The following is an 18,826-nucleotide window of genomic DNA, read 5'->3' as shown; positions in this document are numbered from 1 at the left end:
AGCCGATGAATATTTCGAGCTTTTTCATCAATCGGCCGATCTTCGCCACCGTCATCTCGATCATCATTACGCTGATCGGATTCATGTCGGTAAGAGGATTGGCGGTCGAGCAGTACCCGCAGGTGGTACCGCCTACCGTTTCGGTGTCGGCAGCCTACCCGGGTGCCAGTGCCCAGGTGCTGTCGGAAACGGTTGCCTCCGTACTGACCCAGGAGATCAACGGCGTTCAGGACATGATCTATATCACGTCCACCAGCGCCGACAGCGGCCAGCTGAGCATGCAGGTCTATTTCCGTATCGGGACCGATCCGGATCAGGCCACCATTGACGTCAATAACCGTGTACAACGAGCGCTCTCCCAGCTTCCAACCGAAGTGCAGAATCAGGGGGTTACCGTTGAGCAGCAATCCAGCAGTATCCTGCTGTTCACAGCGCTCTATTCGCCCAATAACGAATATGATCGCCTTTTCCTGAACAACTATGCCAACATCAATATCCTTGATGAAATCAGGCGTCTGCCGGGTGTGGGGAATGCCGAAGTGCTGGGCAACCAGGATTTCGCCATGCGTATCTGGCTCAATCCGGACAAGCTGTCGCAGTATGATCTGACCCCTTCTGAAGTCTCCTCGGCCATTCGGGCGCAAAATACCGTTGTTTCAGCAGGCAAGCTCAACGGTGCGCCCCAGCGTAAACCGGGCGCCTACACCTATACGGTGACCACCCAGGGGCGCATGTCCTCTGCCAGCGATTTCCGCAATATTATTCTGCGGACCAATGAAGACGGATCATCACTCAAGCTCAGCGATGTGGCCAGAGTCGAGCTTGGGTCGTCCAGCTATGGTGTTATCGGCCGCGTCAATGGCTCACCCATTGCACCGATTGCCATCTATCAGCAGCCCGGCGCCAACGCACTGGACGTGGCCAAAGAGGTCAAGACGACGCTGGCTGACATGAAGCAGCGCTTCCCGGCGGGTCTGGACTACGTCATCCCCTATGATACGACGCTCTTCATTGATGCCTCGATCGAGTCGGTCAAACATACCTTCATCGAGGCGTTGTTGCTGGTCGCGATCATCGTGTTTGTTTTCCTGCAGAACTGGCGTTCAACGCTGGTGGCCATGTCAGTGGTGCCCATTTCGGTAGTGGGGACCTTCGGTGGCATGTATCTGCTCGATTTCTCGATCAACCTGCTGTCGCTTTTCGGCATGATACTGGCCATCGGGATCGTGGTGGATGACGCGATCGTGGTCATCGAAAACATCGAGCGCATACTCGAGGAAGAGCCCGATACAACACCCATGAATGCTGCCTTCAAGGCGATGAAGGAGGTAACCGGCCCGGTGCTGGCGACCTCCTTTATCATGGCGTCCGTCTTTATTCCCGTGGCCTTCATCTCCGGCATGACCGGCCAGATGTATCGTCAGTTCGCGATTACCATTGCGATCTCGGTGGGCATTTCAGCGCTGGTGGCGCTGTCCTTTACACCGGCCATGGGTGCCATTTTCATCAAGCGCCACAAGGAAGGTGAAGAGCCTCGCTGGCTACAAATCGTCAAAAAGCCCTTCGTATGGTTCAACCGCGGCTTTGACAAGGTCACCAATGTCTTTCTGGCCTGTGTTGGCTTTCTGATCCGGCACTTCTTCATCACCATGGCGATGTTTGCCGGCTGCTGTGTACTTTCCTGGTGGCTGTATTCGCAGCTTCCGCAGGGGCTGATACCGTCGACAGATCAGGGCATCGTGCTCGCGGCGGTCAATCTGCCCGCCGGCTCTTCGGTGGAGCGCACCGATGAGTACATGCAAAAGCTCTCAAAAAAGCTTGAGACCATCGATGGAGTGGATTATGCCACCTCCATCCCCGGCTATGATCTTGTGTCCGGGGCGGCCAATACGGCCAAGGGCACCATGTTCATTTCGATGAAACCCTGGTCACAGCGCGATATCACCGCCGATGGGCTTATCGGTACGGTCATGAAAACGGCTGCCGGAATCCCGGGTGGGCAGGCCATGGCCTTCAATTTGCCGCCCATCATCGGGCTATCTCCGACTGGAGGCCTGACTGGCTATTTGCAGTCGCTTGGCGGTGCCGATTCTCAGGAGCTCGCCCAGGCGAGCCAGAAAATCATGCAGGCGGCCAATCAGGACCCGGCCATTGCTCAGGCCTTCACAACCCTGAATACGGCAGTACCGACCTATCACGCCACGGTGGATCGAGAAAAGGCACAGAGTCTGGGCGTTGATCTGAGCGATTTGAATACGACGCTTTCCAGTACCTTTGGTAGTGCGTTTGTGAACTACTTCACGCGTCAGAGTCGTAACTTCCAAGTATATCTGCAGTCCGAAGACGAGTTCCGTCAGTCGCCGGAAAACCTGAATCAGGTGTATGTTCGGGGCGGCGATGGTCAGCGTATTCCGCTGTCGGCTCTGGTCACGATGAAGCGTGAGCAGGCGCCTACGACGCTTGATCGTTATAACGTCTATCCGGCTGCCAAGTTCCAGATCGCAGCCGCTCCCGGCTACAGTAATGGTCAGGCAATAGAGGCCGTGCGCAAGATCGTTCAGGATCAGCTGGGCAGTGACTATTCAATGGGGTGGACCGGTGAGGCCTATCAGCAGGAGAACGCGGGCGACGCGGCGGTCATTGCCATCGTGTTCGGTATCGTCATGGTGTTCCTGATTCTGGCAGCGCAGTATGAAAGCTGGACATTGCCGCTGGCCGTTATCGCCTCGGTGCCCTTTGCCTTTCTTGGTGCGGTGCTGGCGGTGTGGCTGCGGCAGTTTGATACCAGTGTGTATCTGCAGATCGGGATGCTGGTCGTGGTGGGACTTGCGGCGAAAAACGCCATTCTGATCGTGGAATTTGCCCAGCAGCAGAGAGCGCATGAAGGGCTGTCGATCGTGGAGGCTGCCAAGCATGCTGCAAAGCAGCGTTTCCGCCCGATCGTGATGACGTCTCTAGCCTTCATTGGCGGTACGCTGCCTCTGGCACTGGCCAGCGGCGCCAGTGAGGCAAGCCGTCATCATATCGGCACACCCGTAGTGGGTGGCATGATCACCATCACGATTTTTGCCAGCCTCTTTGTGCCGGCGACCTATGTGTTCATCATGCAGGGCTCGCAGTGGGCCAGTCGCAAGCTGGGCATTGGTCAAAAGCAGGAAGAAGGGCAGGATGGTGCGGCACAGGCGTCTACCGGGCGCTCAACGCATGCTTCCGATGAGGACAATCGCAGCTGATGGATGCTGTGGTGATTCAAGGGCCGCACCTTCGGGTGCGGTTTTTTTTTGGTCGCTAGCCGTGGTGGTACTGGCCTGGACGAAAGTGATGGCCCCGATCTCTGCTGTCTCGCAGTATCATGAAGGCCGTTGCAGTAGTGCATGGGCGGTGGAAGCATCAGGCAGTATCGATGCCCGGCTTCGATGCAATGTTCAAGGCAGGGAAAGGCATGTTTTCAGGAGGCGGACATGGCAACGCTGACGACTCGAGTACTGGATCAATACAACGGTATTGCAGTAAAGGGGATGGTGGTGTCGCTTGAGGCGTACGGGGAGGAGGAGCCCATTACGACGCTTCATACCAATGTCTGCGGAGAGCTTGAAGACGTCCTGTTGCAGGAGGGCAGTGGCGGACACTACCGGCTCGTCTACCACGTGCGTGACTATTTTCTCGGTCAGGGCGTGGACTGCCCGCTCTTTGACCGGGTACCGGTTGAACTGACACTTTCAAGTGGTACCAGTGAAGTCATCGTATTGCTGGTAAGCCCCTGGGGATACAGCATTCATCGTGACAGCCGAAGCTGCCACGGTGGACGGGTACCCGCCAGGCGCTGAACATTTAGCCCCTTCAGATTATTGCGTATCGGTTGCCTGCCGAGTGGACGCGTGCGCCTGATCTTCTGCCATGGCCTGATCCTCCTCTGTAGCCTGATGTTCCGGCAGAACCAGATGCATCAGGATGGCCAGCAGCCCGCCGGTGGTAATAGAGGAGGAGAGCACGCTCTGAACGAGCTCCGGCAGCCCGAAAAGTACCTGAGGCACGAGCTCCACACCCAGCCCGGCACCCAGGGACAGCGCGATGATCATGACCCGTTTGCGGGTCATACGCTGCTCGGCCAGCATTCGAATACCTGACACCGCGATCAGACCGAACATCAGCGTGGTGGCTGCGCCCAGAACCGGCTGCGGGATCGACTGCAATACTGCCCCCATGGCGGGGATCAGCCCCAGCATGACCAGAATACCGCCCACGAACAGCCCGATATGACGACTGGCGACCCCGGTTAAATGGATGATGCCCGTGTTCTGGCTGAACGTGGTGTTGGGGAAGGTGTTGAGAACGCCCGCGATCAGTGAGTTGAAGCCGTCACCCAGTACGCCGCCACGAATGCGCTTTTGATACTCGAGGCCACTTGTGGGCAGGTGCGAGGCGCGCGACGAGCCGGTCAGGTCGCCAACGGTCTCGATGGCCGTGATGGCAAAGATGAATGCGACCGGTATAAAAGCGGCAATATCAAAGCCCAGACCATAGCGTAACGGTTGAGGGAACTGAAAAAGCGGGGCCTGGGCGACGCCACTCAGATCCAGTCGCCCCATCAGAGCTGCTGCAATGCACCCCGCCAAAAGCCCGACAAAAACGGAGCCCACGCGCAGCATGGGGTGACGGCTGAGCTGGCACGTCAGCACGACGCCAATCACGATCACTGCAAGCAATAGATTCATGGGATCGCCGGGATTGTCGGCACCATGGCCCCCGGCAATGTCGGTCACCCCGACGCTGATCAGGCTCAGGCCGATCAGGGTCACCACCACGCCAGTTACCGTCGGTGTGATCACGCGTTTCAGGTGGTGCAATACACTGCCCAGGGCCATTTCGATCAGGCTGCCGGCAATGCAGATGCCAAACAGCACCCCCAGCACTTCATGATCACTGGCGCCGCGTTCGCGAGCGATCAGCCCTGCCGAGATAAGGGCTGCGACAAAGGAAAAACTGGTGCCCTGTACGCACAGTAGCCCGGAGCCCAGCGGGCCAAGGCGTTGGGTCTGGATCAGCGTACTGATTCCGGAAACCAGTAGCGCCAGACTGATCAGATAGGGTGCTTCGCTCTGCAGTCCCAGCGCGCCGGTCACAATGATGGTGGGGGCAATAATAGCGACAAAACAGGCCAGCACATGCTGGAAGGCGACCAGAAAGGCCGTATGAAACGGCGGGCGGTCGCCGTGTCGAAAAATCAACTCATTGTCATGCATGCAGTGTGTTCCGCGGGTCATTCATGGCGCGCACGCGCAAGTGATGGAAAGAGGGCGACCGTGACGGTCGCCGAGAAATCAATGAGAGGGGCTCTCATGGCGCTTTTTGCCCATGACATAGGTGGCACTGATGCAGCGCTCATCGCCCAGAATCATCAGATTGAAAAGCCGCTCCATTAACGTGGGGGCGTGTCGTTCCTTGCGGTCCAGCATGGGTGTGGCGCGCGGATTGATCACCACGATATCGGCTTCCATGCCGGGTCTCAGACTGCCGACATGGTGATCAATATCGAGCACGCGGGCATTACCCAGCGTGTGGGCATAAAAGGCCTGCCATGGCGTCAGCGGTTGATTGGAAAGTTGCCCCACCTTGTAGGCGTCCTGCAGGGTCTGAAAAGGGCTGAAGCTGGTACCGGCGCCAATGTCACTGGCAATACCGACGCGGACTTCCTGCTCGCGTGCCTGATGCCAGTCAAATAAACCGCTGCCCAGAAACAGGTTCGAGCTGGGGCAGAATGCGATGGCGCCACCGTCATCGGCCAGTCGCTGACGGACATCATCATCAATATGAATGCCATGGGCAAAAATCGCCCGCGGCCGCACCAGTTGATAGCGCGAATAGACATCCAGATAGTCACGGGCTTCAGGAAACAGTGACGCGACCCATTCAACTTCCTGGCGATTCTCGGAGAGGTGGGTCTGCATCACCATGCCGGGGTAGTCACTCAATAATTCCCCGGTGGCGGCCAGCTGCTGAGGCGTTGACGTCGGTGCAAAACGGGGGGTAATGGCATATTCAAGGCGGCCACGCTCATGCCACTGCTCGATCAGTCGCCGACTGTCACGAATGCCGGTCTCGGGTGTATCGCAAAGCGCTTCGGGGGCGTTGCGATCCATCATCACCTTGCCGCCCAGCATGCGCATGTTGCGCTCAAGAGCGGCATTGAAGAAGGCATCAACGGAGGAAGGGTGGCTGGTACAAAAAGCCAGAGCCGTGGTGACACCATTGGCAAGCAGCTGTTCCATGAAGGCCCTGGCGATTTCATCGGCGTAGGCACGGTCGCTGAAGCGACACTCTTCCGGAAACGTGTAGGTATCGAGCCAGTCCAGCAGCTGGCGGCCGTAGGAGGCCGTAACATCCAGCTGGCTGTAATGAAGGTGGGGATCGATAAAGCCCGGCATGATCAGTTGATCCGGCCATTGTTCGATAGGCGTACCCGCGGGCAGTGTTTCCAGAAGCGCCTGCGCCGGGCCGCTTTTGAGTATGCGTCCTTCCTGAATCAGGATCAGGCCATCCTGATGGTATTCCAAACTGCCTGCACGGGGCTCATCGCTTGTACCTGGATCATCATTGAAGTGCAGGGTCATGCCCCTGAGTGCGTGAAGGCTGCTCATTTCATGTTGTCCATTGTTTTTAATGTCGATAAAAAAAGCATTACGGCATGAGGCCAGGCCGGTTAGCTCGGGGAGCTTTAAATCCAGTGGTGAGCTGTCAAACGTTACAACGTTTACCTCAGCAGCCTCCTTGATAAAGCTATCAGGGTTATTATTTTAATTAATATTAATATAGCCCGTTTGATCAAGCGGCGCTGCCAGCAGGTCGATAGGGATTACAGCATCCGAGGCACCCCCCCTCTTTCCTGGAGAATCCTATCATGCTGGGCATGAATCGTAGCGTCAGATATAAATTGATAGGCAATGTCATCATGACAGCGCTTTTCATGCTGGTCATTGGTGTCGCCGGTATTGTTGGCATGAAGTCGGCAGATAAAAATCTGGAGTTCGTCTATAACAAGAATGTTCTTCCCATGCAGATTCTGGCAAACATTCGTGCGGGCCTTTATGCCTCGCGGGTTGATTTTATGCGCATTCAGATTGATGAAAGCTCTGACGATGCACAGGTGCTGCTCTCTCGTTATGGCAGCGATCATCGAGACAGGATTAATCAGCTGTGGAAAAACTACACAAATCTTGTCGACTCTCCTGAAGAGCAGGCTTTTGAAGCCACTACGACACCAGCAATGGCTGTTTACTGGCAAAACTATGATCAGTTTCTGCGTAACATGGCTGGCGGCGTCTTTCCTACTCCTGAGGATATGACCCAGTTCCGCGATACCTTCCAAACGGCCGCCAGTGGCGTCGGTAGTGCCCTCAGCTTCAACGTGTCAGAAGCAGAAGGGTCTTATATCGCCAGCAATCAAAGTTCGCATGTGTCTTTTGTTTCAATCCTGGTGGTGATCGGGGTCGCATTTCTGGCCATGGGCGGGATCGCCTGGCTTTTGATTCGCGGCATCATGGCACCGCTCAAGCGGGCCAGTGAAGTGTCGGAGTCCATTGCGCAGGGCGATTTGAACAATCTTATCGAGGCGAAGGGGCGCGACGAGTTCGCCACCCTGCTGCATAGTCTGGGCGCCATGCAAAAGCAGCTTGCCCATGTAGTCAACGATGTCCGCGTCAATGCCGAGTCAGTGGGTTCTGCGTCCAGCCAGATTGCGTCCGGCAACGATGACCTGTCACGTCGTACCCAGGAGCAGGCGGCAAGCCTTGAGGAAACGGCGGCTTCGATGGAAGAGATGACCTCGACGGTCAAACAGAACGCCGACAACGCTGCCCAGGCCAATCAGCTGGCGCTCAATGTTCGTCAGCAGGCACGTGAGGGTAGCCAGGTGGTCGAGCAGACGACACTTGCCATGAATGACATCAGCACCTCGAGCCAGAAGATTGCCGAAATTGTCGGGCTGATCGACTCGATTGCCTTCCAGACCAACCTGCTGGCCCTCAATGCGGCGGTGGAAGCGGCTCGTGCCGGTGAGCAGGGGCGCGGCTTTGCGGTCGTGGCCAGTGAGGTTCGCACGCTTTCAAGTCGCAGTGCCGACGCTGCCCGCGAGATCAAGGCGCTGGTCAATGACAGCGTGGCCAAGGTGTCCAACGGCGCCGAGCTGGTGAACCGGTCGGGTCAAACGCTGGGCAGTATTGTCGAGAGCATCAACAAGATGACCGACATCGTGGCCGAGATTGCCGCGGCCAGTCGCGAACAGTCGACCGGTATCGAGCAGGTCAACCAGGCCATTTCGCAGATGGACAGCGTGACCCAGCAGAATGCCGCGCTGGTAGAAGAAGCCGCCGCAGCGAGCCGTTCGATGGAACACAGTGCGCGGGTGCTTCGTGAGCAGGTCGCATTCTTCAAGGTGGATCAGGGTCAGGCAACACATGCTCTGGCATCGGCTCCAGCCCTTTTGAGCCATGACTATGCCGATAAAGCACAAGGGCCATTAAAGCGTCCAGCCATCGCTGCGAAGAAAACAGCTGCGCCTCGCAAGACTGAAGTCGAGCACGAAGATGAGTGGGCGACCTTTTAAACGATTCGAAACCTTCTTTGGCCAGGGCCGCCCACATGGGCGGCCTTATTTTCTTAAAGAACGCCAGGTTAACTTCAGAAGCCTTTTCTGCCGCCGTTATAAGTCTCAAGCGGCCTTCAGGCCGTCCCTTTTGATTACTCGGGAGTGGTCAGCATGTTCGGCCTGAATCGAAGTGTGAAATACAAGCTTGTGGCCACCATGATTGTCATGGGGGTGTTCATGGTCATTATCGGTGTTGCCGGCGTATTTGGCATGCAGCGCAGCAACGACAATCTTGAGTCCGTCTACAAGACCAACGTTTTGCCCATGCAGAATCTCGCCGCCATTCGAAAAAATATTAACTGGTCTCGAATCGATTCCTTCAAGGCCCGGGCTGACAGAAATCCCCAGACTGCCGCCACACTTTTAAGCAGTTATGAGCAGCAGTATAAAAATGATACGGACCGCCTCTGGCAGACTTACAGCACCACTCAAGTCACTTCGCCAGAAGAGAAGGCTGTTGCTGACAGGCTGGGCCCCTTGCTGAATACTTATTGGACGCTTTACCAGCAGGTTGGGCGCGATATGAGTCAGGGGACTTTCGAGCTTACGCCGACCATTCAGCAGACTCGCGATAATTTCGAGAGCTTATCGACAGAGCTTGAAAATCTTCTGAAGATTAACGCCCTGCAGTCAGAGCTTTCTTATAACAATGGCATCGCAGCGGCTTCGCAATCCATCGGGGTCATCGTTGCTGCCATTGTACTGGCACTGGTGCTCATGACGGCAATTGCCTGGGTACTGGTTCGCGGCATCATGACACCGCTTAAGCGTGCCAGTGAAGTCTCCGAATCCATCGCCCAGGGCGAGCTGGATAATCATATCGAGGTGACGGGGCGCGACGAGTTCGCCACTCTGCTGCAAAGTCTGGGCGCCATGCAAAAGCAGCTCGCTCATGTGGTCAACGATGTCCGCGTCAATGCCGAGTCGGTGGGCTCTGCGTCCAGCCAGATTGCGTCCGGCAATGATGACCTGTCACGTCGTACCCAGGAGCAGGCAGCAAGCCTTGAAGAAACGGCGGCTTCGATGGAAGAGATGACCTCGACCGTCAAACAGAACGCCGACAACGCCGCTCAGGCCAATCAGCTGGCACTTAATGTGCGCCAGCAGGCCCGCGACGGTAGTCAGGTGGTCGAGCAGACAACGCTGGCCATGAATGACATCAGCACGTCGAGCCAAAAGATTGCCGAAATTGTGGGGTTGATCGACTCGATCGCCTTCCAGACCAACCTGCTGGCCCTCAACGCGGCGGTGGAAGCGGCTCGTGCTGGTGAGCAGGGGCGCGGTTTTGCGGTGGTTGCCAGCGAGGTTCGCACGCTTTCGAGCCGCAGCGCCGACGCTGCCCGTGAGATCAAGACACTGGTCAATGACAGCGTGGCCAAGGTGGCCAACGGTGCCGAACTGGTCAACCGTTCGGGTCAGACGCTGGGCGGTATCGTTGAAAGCATTAACAAGATGACCGACATCGTGGCCGAGATTGCCGCGGCCAGCCGTGAACAGTCCACCGGTATTGATCAGGTCAACCAGGCCATCTCACAGATGGACAGCGTGACTCAGCAGAATGCTGCGCTTGTGGAAGAGGCGGCCGCAGCCAGTCGCTCGATGGAGCATAGTGCGCGGGTCCTTCGTGAACAGGTGGCGTTTTTCAAGGTCTCCAATCGCTCGGCAATGGGGCACTCTACCGTGCCGGTCGCCAGTCGCATCATGGAAAGGTCGGTTGACCATAGACCGTCGACATCGACTGCCTCAACGCATTCGGCGGCACCCAGAGCTTCTACCGAGCTTAAAACACCGGCAAAAAGCCAGAGCTACAAGACACCTGCGGCGACCAGTGATGCTGATGAGTGGGAAACCTTTTAGCCGATAGCAGATACAGTCCAATATCAGAGGCCGCCTTCGGGCGGCCTTTTTTTAAAAGGGATTTTAAAGCCCTCAGGTTACGCTGGATTTTGCCGTTATAGAGGTCACTCGACCCACCAGGTCGTTATTAACCTTTCGAAGCCATCGGGGAGTGGGTCCAAATGTTTGGGCTAAATCGTAGTGTGAAATACAAGCTTGTGGCGACCATGGTCGTCATGGGCATTTTCATGGTAGTTATTGGCGCTGCTGGTGTGTTCGGTATGAAACTCAGCAACAGCAATCTGGAAGCGGTCTACAAGACCAACGTCCTGCCATTGCAAAATCTTGCCACTATTAGAAAAAATATCAGCTGGTCCCGGATCGACTCTTTCAAGGTGCGCGCAGACAGAAATCCTCAAAGCGGAGTTACGGTTTTGAGTGAGTATGAACAAAAGTATAAAAACGACACGGATCGACTCTGGCAGACGTACAACACCACACAGGTGACATCGCCGGAAGAAAGAGCTATCGCAGATAGGCTCGCACCCTTGTTGACGGCTTACTGGACACTGTATCAGCAGGTAAACCGCGACATGAGTCAGGGGGAGTTCGGGTTTACCCCGACCATTCAGCAAACGCGTGAGAATTTCGAAGCCTTATCAACAGAGCTTGAAAGCCTTCTGAAAATCAATGCCGAACAGGCCGAACAGTCTTACGCCAATGGCATCGCAGCGGCTTCGCAGTCGATCGGCATCATTATTGCTGCAATTATCGTGGCCCTTGTCCTGATGACGGCCATTGCTTGGGTACTGATTCGCGGCATCATGGCGCCACTCAAGCGTGCCAGTGAAGTCTCCGAATCCATCGCCCAGGGCGAGCTGGACAATCATATCAAGGTGACGGGGCGCGACGAGTTCGCCACTCTGCTGCAAAGCCTGGGCGCCATGCAAAAGCAGCTCGCCCATGTGGTCAGCGATGTCCGCGTCAATGCCGAGTCGGTGGGTTCGGCGTCCAGCCAGATCGCTTCAGGCAATGATGATCTTTCCCGTCGTACCCAGGAGCAGGCGGCAAGCCTTGAAGAAACGGCGGCTTCCATGGAAGAGATGACCTCGACCGTCAAGCAGAATGCCGACAACGCCGCTCAGGCCAATCAACTGGCGCTCAACGTTCGTCAGCAGGCCCGTGATGGTAGTCAGGTGGTTGAGCAGACGACGCTTGCCATGAACGAAATCAGCACCTCAAGTCAGAAGATTGCCGAGATTGTCGGGCTGATCGACTCGATCGCCTTCCAGACCAACCTGCTGGCGCTTAACGCGGCGGTCGAAGCCGCCCGTGCCGGCGAGCAGGGCCGTGGTTTCGCTGTGGTCGCCAGCGAAGTACGCACGCTCTCGAGCCGCAGTGCTGATGCGGCTCGTGAGATCAAGACGCTGGTCAATGACAGCGTGGCCAAGGTGGCCAACGGCGCCGAGCTGGTCAACCGCTCGGGCCAGACGCTGGGGGGGATTGTTGAAAGCATCAACAAGATGACCGATATCGTCGCCGAGATTGCCGCGGCCAGCCGCGAGCAGTCGACCGGTATCGATCAGGTCAATCAGGCCATCTCACAGATGGACAGTGTGACTCAGCAGAACGCCGCGCTGGTGGAAGAGGCGGCCGCAGCGAGCCGTTCCATGGAGCACAGTGCGCGGGTCCTGCGCGAGCAGGTGGCGTTCTTCAAGGTCTCCAGTGGCGGGGCGATGGGGCATTCCGCCGTGCCGGTCGCCAGCCGCATCATGGAAAGGTCGGTTGGCCATAATCCGTCGACATCGGCTGCCTCAAAGCATTCGACGGCTCCTAGGGCTTCTACCGAGCTTAAAACACCGGCAAAGAGTCAGAGCTACAAGGCACCCGCGGCGACCAGTGATGCTGATGAGTGGGAAACCTTTTAGCAGGTGTGATTGCTGACAGATAATGAATAGAAGGATCGCCGCGCAAGCGGCGATCCTTTTTCATGTCATGACTAGCCGATGAATATGATCAATATTGTATTTAACAAGGAGAGACCCTGTAACCTGAAGGCAAAGGTTTAATCGAATCATGATTTTGTTTTGGCATGGAGTGAAGAATCTCGAAACCGCGGGGATCATCCATGAGGCTGGGTCCGAAAGGGGCGGATGACTTATACTCGGGCCTGCCTTTCTGGCGTTGCAGTGTATGACATCAATAACTTACAGGAATCATTATGACGCCGGGTCCCATAACGACGCTCTTTATCGCCATTGTGGTGCTGGTGCTTGGTCAGCAGTGCGTCAAGCATGTGCGCTTTCTGCGTGAATTCAACATACCCGTACCGGTGGTCGGTGGCCTCCTTGCCACGCTAGTGGTCACCGCATTGCGGGGGTTTGGGGTTGAAATCACCTTTTTTGATGGCCTTCAGGAACCCTTCATGCTGGTTTTTTTCGCCTCGGTCGGCCTTTCCGCCAATTTTGGCCTGATCCGTGCCGGTGGTTCGAAATTGCTGATTTTCTTTGCGCTCGTGGTGGGCCTGCTGGTATTGCAAAACATCGTAGGGGTCGGTATCGCTACCCTGTTTGGCTTGTCACCCGTGATGGGGCTGCTTGGTGGTTCGATCACCATGTCCGGAGGGCACGGCACCGGGGCGGCATGGGCCGAGGTGTTTACCAACAATTATGGGGTTGAAAGTGCCATGGCGCTGGCAATGGCCGCGGCAACGTTCGGGCTGGTGTTCGGCTCTCTGGTGGGCGGGCCTACAGCGTCATTTTTGATTCGACGGGCCCGGAAGAAGGGGATGAAAATTGAAAGCGATGATCAGGCCGATGTCGCTGATCTTGCTGGCAAGGATGAACGAACTGACGTGGGCAGCATGATTCGTGTGCTGTGCTGTCTCTTTGCGGGGCTTGTGGCCGGTACCTTTTTTCATGGCGTTCTTGAAAATACGCCGTTCAGTCTGCCGACCTTTGTATGGGTGCTGTTTTCCTGCGTGATTATCGGCAATGTGCTTCGCATCAGTCGTCTTTATCATGTCAATGATGATGCCAATAACACGGTCGGTAACGTGGCGCTTTCCGTGTTTCTGGCGCTGGCGCTGATGAACCTCAAGCTATGGGATCTCGCCAATCTCGCCCTGCCCATGCTGGTCATCTTGATAGTGCAGGTGGCACTGGTCTTTTTCTATACCACGCAGGTGACCTTCAGGGTCATGGGGGGCGGTTATGATGCTGCTGTTCTGGTGGCAGGCAACTGCGGTTTTGCCATGGGCGCGACGCCCACCGCCATTGCCAACATGCAGGCGGTAACCGAACGATTCGGCCCTTCACGGCTTGCCTTCATTATTGTCCCGGTTGTCGGCGGATTTTTGATTGATATTGCCAATGCCTTGATCATAAAGGGGTTCCTGTTCTTTACGTGAAATGACTTGCTTTTGCGCCCGCGGCAAAAGGGAGTGAATGTCTGTTTCTAAAAATAATAAAAGCTGTCATATAAAAAAGCCGTCTGCCAGCAGCAGACGGTTTTTTTGATTGGGTACTCAGGCGCTTACCAGAGCAGGGACACCAGCATATATACCAGCAGTGTGATGATGACGGTGCCGGCAAGATTCAAAAACAGGCCGGCGCGAATCATGGATTGAATTTTCATCTGGCCGGTTGCGAACACGATAGCGTTGGGTGGGGTTGCGACAGGCATCATGAAGGCGCAGCTTGCGGCGATCGCCGCTGGTACAGTAATGAGCAGTGGCGAGAGCCCCAGAGAAATGGCCAGTGCACCCAGCAACGGCAAAAAGGCAGCAGCGGTGGCGGTGTTGGAGGTGACTTCTGTCAGGAAGATGATCACCAGCACGACAACGGCAATCAGCCCGACCAGCGGGAAAACCGAAAACAGTGAAAGCTGCTCTGCAATCCATGACGCAAGTCCTGAGCTCTGAATAATGCCGGCCAGCGCCAGCCCCCCCCCGAACAGCAGCAATACGCCCCAGGGAAGCGATGAAGAGCTTTCCCAGTCCATGAGTTTTTCTTTTTTGCTGGTGCCCGATGGCGTCAAAAAGAGGCCAATGCCCACTGTCATGGCAATGGTGGTATCGCTGAGCCAGTCAAGACCAAGGTTGTTGAGAAGGGGGCGAACAATCCAAGCGGCAGCGGCGACCAGAAAGGCAATGCCGACCCGTTTTTCGGCCGAACTCATGGCGCCCAATTTGGCCAGCTCTTCTTTCAAAAGGTTGTCGCCGGCGTCACCCTGTCCAAGATCAAAGTCTTCTCGGGTCAACCACCACCAGGCCAGAAGCATCATGGCAATGGATACCGGCAAGCCAACGATCATCCACTGAGCAAAGCCAATATCGATATTCTGATTATTGGACAGATAGCCGGCCAGTAGCGCATTGGGCGGCGTGCCTATTAATGTGGCGACGCCGCCGATGCTGGCGGAATAGGCGATTGCCAGCAGCAGGGTCGTTGCGTATCGCCGTACTTCGCTTTCATTGCTGGTAGAGAGCAGGGCGATGACAGAGGTGCCAATAGGCAGCATCATGATGGCTGTTGCCGTATTGGAAACCCACATGCTGATAAATCCCGTGGCCAGCATGAATCCGCCAATCTGGCGTTTGGGGTCAGATCCCACAATAATCAGGATTCGCAATGCAATGCGACGATGCAGATTCCAGCGCTGCATGGCCAGACCCAGCAGGAAGCCACCCAAAAAGAGGTAAATGATGGGATCTGCATAGGCTGAAGTGACGTCTTTGAGGCTCCCAATGCCCATGGCAGGGGCCAGAATGATGGGCAGCAGTGAAGTCGCCGGAATGGGAATGGCCTCTGTAGACCACCACGTGGCCATCAGAAGCGCGAGACCGATACAGTGCCAGGCGCTACCCGACATGCCTTGTGGCGCGGGTATAATCAACACCATCAAAACCCATAGTAGACCCAGCCAAAGGCCGATAACAGGTGCCTTGCCCGGAGGGGATGGCTGGTCGGTATCCGTCGTCTTGTCAGGCATCTTTTTTCCCGATTTCATGAGTTGAGTTTTTGGGTACAGATAACCGATGGATCAGCATAAACCCTCGACTTTATTAATGTTTATAATGAAGTATAAGACGATTGTATTTGCGCCTTTCGTCGACCATAGCCATCGAATTTTTATGCACAATAATGTGCACCCAGCCGTTTTAGTGATTCACACATCAAGGGGAAGACAAATGATTCTTGTCACCGGAGGTGCCGGCTATATCGGCTCACACACGGTTTTGGCACTGCTGGAAGCAGGTCAGGACGTATTGGTATTGGATAATTTTTGTAATGCCAATAAAAAATCTCTGGAAAGAGTCAGCGTGCTGACAGGCAGAGAAGTGCATTGGATTGAAGGGGACATTCGGGACGCCGCACTGCTCGATGATGTTTTTAGCCAGCACGAGATTGACTCGGTCATTCACTTTGCCGGGCTCAAGGCCGTAGGGGAAAGCGTTCAAAAGCCGCTCGACTATTTCGACAATAATGTTAACGGCACGCTTGTCCTTTGCGGTGCCATGTCACGTGCTGGCGTCAGAAAAATGGTGTTCAGCTCCTCTGCCACCGTTTATGGCGATCCGGCATCGGTCCCTATTCAGGAAAATTTCCCCACTGCGGCGACCAATCCCTATGGCCGCTCCAAGTTGATGGTCGAAGAGATCCTGCAGGACCTTGCTGTCTCGGATCCGCAGTGGCGCATTTCCGTACTGCGCTATTTCAACCCGGTAGGTGCCCATGACAGCGGCATGATCGGCGAAGACCCCAACGGCATTCCCAACAACCTGGTGCCCTTTGTCAGCCAGGTGGCGATCGGTCGCCGCGAAGTGCTGGCTGTATTCGGCAATGATTATGACACTATCGATGGCACGGGCGTTCGCGACTACATCCATGTCACGGATCTGGCACAAGGGCATTTGAAGGCACTCGCGTATCTGTGCAGACATGATGGTGTGCATACCTTCAATCTTGGAACCGGCAAGGGCTACAGCGTACTTGAAGTCGTGCAGGCCTTTGAAAAGGCAAGCGACCGGAAGGTTGGCTATGAGTTTTATCCCCGGCGTGCCGGTGATATCGCACGTTGTTACGCCGACCCGGCTCATGCCGAAGAGGTACTTGGTTGGGCAGCCAAGTTTGGTATTGAAAAAATGATGGCAGACACTTGGCGCTGGCAACAGAAAAATCCCAATGGGTACAGTGATTAAAGCCCGCATGATCCGGGTGCCCATAAGGTGATACAGACTGCGGTAACAAGGGATTAGTGGTCCGGGAAAAGCCTGGTGTTATCATGATGTCTAACCGGTCATGCATAGTGGCCGAATACTGGCGCCAATGCGCTGACGTAGGTGTCGGCGCGGTGGATGTTCATTACTGCCAGTGAAAACATCTTCGCTGATAATGCTGTTTGAGTGCCTTTTAAATGACGGAACATGCAAGACCTCTGGCCGCCGTAGCCATCCGCCAGGTAGAAAAGAGTACCGGTGCCAGTCGCAATGCACTTGAACAGACGGCGGCATTGATCGCCCTGGGGTATCAGGTCGTGATCATTGCTGAGCGAGGTAATGCCGCTCTGGTAGAGCGCGCGGGTGCAAAACTGGTGAAAACCTGGCGTTGGCCATTCAAGGGGGCGCGCCGTCGTTTCTGGTTCAATCGTCGTGTCCAGGCATGGGTGAGCCGACATTCACCGGCTCTGCTGATCAGCCATGGCGATGTGGAAACACCTGATGTGGTGTATCTGCATAACTGTGTGCATCTGGCGAGCCAGGCCATACATGGTCATGGGCTTCCAGAGCATCATGAAGTGGCTGCCATCCATGATCATGTGCTCAGGGGCAAGCGCTTTCGTCGAGTTGCTGTCAATTCAAAAATGATGGGCAACGATCTGACGACCCGTTATGACATCGCGTCTGACAGAATCGATATCAGTTATCCCGGTTATGATCCCGTTCAGTTCAATCCAGAGCGAGCCCATGCTGGCAGAGAAGACATTCGTCAGTCTCTGGGCGTGATGCCTGATGAGTTTCTGGTCGGGGTGGTCACTTCGGGCAATTTTACAAAACGCAACGTGGAAGGCTTTGTGAAGCTGGCCGCCGAGCTTGATCAAATGCTGCCTGATCGCTGTCGCTTTCTAGTCGTTGGCAAGGATGATGCGTCTTCATACCAGAATTTGGCTCAAAGGCTTGGTATCGCCGGGCGATTTATCTGGCGCTCTACCGTAAGCGAAGTAGAAAGACTGTATGGCGCCCTGGATATTTTTATGTTGCCTGCGCACATTGAAGAATTTGGACGCGTTGCACTGGAGGCCATGGCGTGCGGTACGCCAGTCATGCTTTCATCTGGCGTCGGGTGTGCCGAGATTCTGGAAAATCGCTATCCTGAACTTGTCCTCAATGCCATGGATACTCGCAAATGGTCACAAAATGCCCGTGAGCTTCTTGAAAATAGTGATAGGCGCCATGTGTTGAGCGAGGAATTATCAGCACTTGCAAAAAACTATTCCCACAAGCAGCAGCAGGAAAAGCTGATCGCCGAGTTCAAGGCGTTAGGCGCTGAATAAACGGACGTGTCGCCAATACTGTTCTCCTGTGACTATTTGCCTTCGAATGCATGCCCATCAATGCAGTCTTCATGAGATTTATCGGCGGACCAATACCGAGGAGTGATATTTATCGTGTCACACATCTGGGCAATGACGCTTTTATGTATGGCGCTGGTGATTGTCGGCGTTTTGCTGCTGATCATCTGGCGCATGTCCCGCGAGCTGAGTCGGCGTCGGCAACATCAGCTTCAGGAGCAGGCACAAGCCGAATATCAGTGCCTGTCCAATCTCAACGTTATAGGTCGGGCCATGCAGGAAGGCCAGATGGACCTGATGGAAGGGTGTCTGCGTGCCCGAGTCATTATCGATATTCTTGATACCGGCTGGTGGAAGGATGATGAACTGGCAGTGATTGCGAAGGTCAGCGATAGCGCCTCTCATTTGCATACCCATCAGGCCCGCTCGGCACTGACGGCGCGCGAAAGAATGCAGGAAGACCGGCATAGGCTGCAGGTTGTCAGCGAACACGAAACGGCTATTCTTCAGGCTGCGCGCAAGTTGGTAGGTCGAACGGATAACGTTTTGGCGCATCGATAAAGTATATTCAGGGCAGGATTTATTTTTTTAAAGTTAGAAACAATTAACCTGAAATTTAATCAATGCAATAAACAGCGTTTGACTTTCATCGCTTTCAGTGCGAAAACAGTGTTCGAATACGTCACAATGGATTGCCGGTGACGCGTTTTTCATCATGGCATCGTGTAGTTGTCCCAAATGACCAAAGCAGGGTGGTCAATAGCGTGCTCCAAT

Annotated in this window: 12 protein-coding genes; 9 read left to right on the top strand and 3 right to left on the bottom strand. The window is 55.3% G+C overall.

The window, feature by feature from the left end; genetic code table 11:
• Positions 1–5: 5 nt before the first annotated feature.
• Positions 6–3,233, top strand: a complete 3,228-nt coding sequence (locus KSP9073_RS14290; protein WP_108843646.1) for an efflux RND transporter permease subunit — start codon at positions 6–8, stop codon at positions 3,231–3,233.
• Positions 3,234–3,461: 228 nt separating this feature from the next.
• Positions 3,462–3,827: a hydroxyisourate hydrolase gene (locus KSP9073_RS14285; RefSeq protein WP_165814266.1), complete on the top strand. Its 366-nt coding sequence runs from the start codon at positions 3,462–3,464 to the stop codon at positions 3,825–3,827.
• Between the two features lie 18 nt (positions 3,828–3,845).
• Here KSP9073_RS14285 and KSP9073_RS14280 read toward each other — a convergent pair whose 3' ends face one another.
• Together KSP9073_RS14280 and guaD are read right to left on the bottom strand one after the other, a co-directional pair.
• Positions 3,846–5,243 carry a uracil-xanthine permease family protein gene (locus tag KSP9073_RS14280; RefSeq protein WP_108843644.1) on the bottom strand — a complete coding sequence of 466 codons (1,398 nt, stop codon included), beginning with the start codon at positions 5,241–5,243 and terminating at the stop codon, positions 3,846–3,848.
• Between the two features lie 78 nt (positions 5,244–5,321).
• Positions 5,322–6,638: a guanine deaminase gene (guaD, locus tag KSP9073_RS14275; RefSeq protein WP_108843643.1), complete on the bottom strand. Its 1,317-nt coding sequence runs from the start codon at positions 6,636–6,638 to the stop codon at positions 5,322–5,324.
• Between the two features lie 260 nt (positions 6,639–6,898).
• Between guaD and KSP9073_RS17895 the strand changes: the two genes are divergently transcribed.
• From KSP9073_RS17895 to gltS, 4 genes are all read left to right on the top strand, one after another.
• Complete coding sequence (locus KSP9073_RS17895) at positions 6,899–8,602, top strand: methyl-accepting chemotaxis protein (RefSeq protein ID WP_108843642.1); 1,704 nt, start codon at positions 6,899–6,901, stop codon at positions 8,600–8,602.
• 153 nt (positions 8,603–8,755) lie between these two features.
• The gene (locus tag KSP9073_RS17890; protein ID WP_108843641.1) at positions 8,756–10,501 is read left to right on the top strand and encodes a methyl-accepting chemotaxis protein; all 1,746 of its coding nucleotides are present in this window, start codon (positions 8,756–8,758) and stop codon (positions 10,499–10,501) included.
• Positions 10,502–10,662: 161 nt separating this feature from the next.
• Positions 10,663–12,408, top strand: a complete 1,746-nt coding sequence (locus KSP9073_RS14260; protein ID WP_108843640.1) for a methyl-accepting chemotaxis protein — start codon at positions 10,663–10,665, stop codon at positions 12,406–12,408.
• Between the two features lie 293 nt (positions 12,409–12,701).
• Complete coding sequence (gene gltS / locus KSP9073_RS14255) at positions 12,702–13,889, top strand: sodium/glutamate symporter (protein WP_108843639.1); 1,188 nt, start codon at positions 12,702–12,704, stop codon at positions 13,887–13,889.
• A 125-nt stretch (positions 13,890–14,014) separates the two neighbouring features.
• Here gltS and KSP9073_RS14250 read toward each other — a convergent pair whose 3' ends face one another.
• On the bottom strand, positions 14,015–15,472 hold the full coding sequence (locus tag KSP9073_RS14250; RefSeq protein ID WP_108843638.1) for an SLC13 family permease: 1,458 nt from the start codon (positions 15,470–15,472) through the stop codon (positions 14,015–14,017).
• A gap of 199 nt (positions 15,473–15,671) precedes the next feature.
• Here KSP9073_RS14250 and galE point away from each other — a divergent pair, with 199 nt between their 5' ends.
• From galE to KSP9073_RS14235, 3 genes are all read left to right on the top strand, one after another.
• A complete protein-coding gene (gene galE, locus KSP9073_RS14245; protein WP_108843637.1) occupies positions 15,672–16,682 on the top strand; it encodes a UDP-glucose 4-epimerase GalE in 1,011 nt (336 codons plus the stop codon).
• Between the two features lie 215 nt (positions 16,683–16,897).
• Complete coding sequence (locus KSP9073_RS14240; RefSeq protein WP_108843636.1) at positions 16,898–18,034, top strand: glycosyltransferase family 4 protein; 1,137 nt, start codon at positions 16,898–16,900, stop codon at positions 18,032–18,034.
• A 114-nt stretch (positions 18,035–18,148) separates the two neighbouring features.
• Positions 18,149–18,613: a DUF2489 domain-containing protein gene (locus KSP9073_RS14235; protein ID WP_133241036.1), complete on the top strand. Its 465-nt coding sequence runs from the start codon at positions 18,149–18,151 to the stop codon at positions 18,611–18,613.
• Positions 18,614–18,826: the final 213 nt, after the last annotated feature.

The organism is Kushneria phyllosphaerae, from assembly GCF_900312995.1.
Classification (GTDB): Bacteria; Pseudomonadota; Gammaproteobacteria; order Pseudomonadales; family Halomonadaceae; genus Kushneria; species Kushneria phyllosphaerae.
This window is presented reverse-complemented; position numbering and strand designations above follow the sequence as displayed.

What these genes read in the sequence shown, in the direction of transcription:
- KSP9073_RS14290 (WP_108843646.1), top strand. Translation starts at nt 6, where the DNA reads ATGAATATTTCGAGCTTTTTCATCAATCGGCCGATCTTCGCCACCGTC.
- KSP9073_RS14285 (WP_165814266.1), top strand. Translation starts at nt 3,462, where the DNA reads ATGGCAACGCTGACGACTCGAGTACTGGATCAATACAACGGTATTGCA.
- KSP9073_RS14280 (WP_108843644.1), bottom strand. Translation starts at nt 5,243, where the DNA reads ATGCATGACAATGAGTTGATTTTTCGACACGGCGACCGCCCGCCGTTT.
- guaD (WP_108843643.1), bottom strand. Translation starts at nt 6,638, where the DNA reads ATGAGCAGCCTTCACGCACTCAGGGGCATGACCCTGCACTTCAATGAT.
- KSP9073_RS17895 (WP_108843642.1), top strand. Translation starts at nt 6,899, where the DNA reads ATGCTGGGCATGAATCGTAGCGTCAGATATAAATTGATAGGCAATGTC.
- KSP9073_RS17890 (WP_108843641.1), top strand. Translation starts at nt 8,756, where the DNA reads ATGTTCGGCCTGAATCGAAGTGTGAAATACAAGCTTGTGGCCACCATG.
- KSP9073_RS14260 (WP_108843640.1), top strand. Translation starts at nt 10,663, where the DNA reads ATGTTTGGGCTAAATCGTAGTGTGAAATACAAGCTTGTGGCGACCATG.
- gltS (WP_108843639.1), top strand. Translation starts at nt 12,702, where the DNA reads ATGACGCCGGGTCCCATAACGACGCTCTTTATCGCCATTGTGGTGCTG.
- KSP9073_RS14250 (WP_108843638.1), bottom strand. Translation starts at nt 15,472, where the DNA reads ATGCCTGACAAGACGACGGATACCGACCAGCCATCCCCTCCGGGCAAG.
- galE (WP_108843637.1), top strand. Translation starts at nt 15,672, where the DNA reads ATGATTCTTGTCACCGGAGGTGCCGGCTATATCGGCTCACACACGGTT.
- KSP9073_RS14240 (WP_108843636.1), top strand. Translation starts at nt 16,898, where the DNA reads ATGACGGAACATGCAAGACCTCTGGCCGCCGTAGCCATCCGCCAGGTA.